This window comes from Ralstonia sp. OTU4908, from assembly GCF_038440115.1.
GTDB lineage: Bacteria > Pseudomonadota > Gammaproteobacteria > Burkholderiales > Burkholderiaceae > Ralstonia > Ralstonia pickettii.
This window is the reverse complement of sequence record NZ_JASATD010000095.1, coordinates 1-985: the sequence shown is the minus strand read 5'-3', so window position 1 is coordinate 985 and position 985 is coordinate 1. Positions and strand designations below refer to the sequence as shown.

Here is a 985-nt window from a genome sequence, read left to right as displayed (position 1 = left end):
TGGAACACCCGGAGGTCAATCGGCACTGGGGCCGAGACAATCTCTTTGTAGAAGCGCTCCGACAGCTCCAGAGAGCTTTCCCACAATGCCCGCTGATCGTCCTGCTTTGGGTGCCAGAAGACGTGCGACTTATCGGAAATCATCAGCCGCGCCGAAAGGTCTCCCTCGCGATCGTCCGAATACTCCACCGAGATAACGGACTTGAAGAGCCGCAAGACCTGTTCACGGAAGCGCTTAATCTCCGCCCCGTTGTTGTTCATCTTGATCTTCTCCAGAAACTCCTTTTGCGAGTGACCAAGAGACAGAACGCGATCCTTCTTCAACCACGCCTCGGTACAAATCCAAGCCATCACGACGCGCGGAATTGTGCCGTAGGGAATGCCGTGCTTTTTGCTGGTTGGGGCAACCGTCAGCGTAAGTCGCCCCGTATCACGCGTGTAGAGGCTTCCAGGCGGCAATTTCGGGTCGGTGTGGGGTAAGGTAGCCTGAGCCAGTGCGCGAGCCATGTAGCCCAGCGCACCTGCCTCTCTGGCGTCTTCCGCCTCAATCTCTAGCGCATCCTCAATCAACCGTCTTTGACGGTGTGTCACCGAGTTAGCCGCGTCGACAACGATCAGGTGGTCTTGCATGGCGTCGTTCATTGTTCTGCTCCTTCTCCAAGGGGCGTGGCCTCGCTTTTCTGCAAGCCGTAGTGATGCATCGTGTCTACCGCGACAAGCTTGTGCACGTATCGGTAGTAGGTGGCCTTGGCAATGCCAAACTCGTTGCACATCTCCAGCACGCTCGCACCCTCGGTGCGCCGCTGCACAAGTAGAGCTTGCTCCTGCTCCGACAGGCTTTCCTTCTTCCCGCCATTCCGCCCGCGTGCCCGCGCGCCGTTCAGGCCCTCCAAAGCACGCTCTCGCGCAAGATCGCGCTCCATGTCCCCCAAGGCCGCCAGCGTCGACAAGAACGAACGTCGCGGCCCCTGTGCGGTGTCTATACC

At 58.9% G+C, this 985-nt stretch carries 2 protein-coding genes; both read right to left on the bottom strand.

The window, feature by feature from the left end:
• A partial coding sequence (locus AAHM38_RS25450) for a replication protein RepA (RefSeq protein ID WP_342234424.1) occupies positions 1-641 on the bottom strand: 641 nt, incomplete at its 3' end.
• On the bottom strand, positions 638-985 hold a 348-nt coding region (locus AAHM38_RS25445), incomplete at its 5' end, for a helix-turn-helix domain-containing protein (RefSeq protein WP_342234423.1). The genes AAHM38_RS25450 and AAHM38_RS25445, both read right to left, overlap by 4 nt.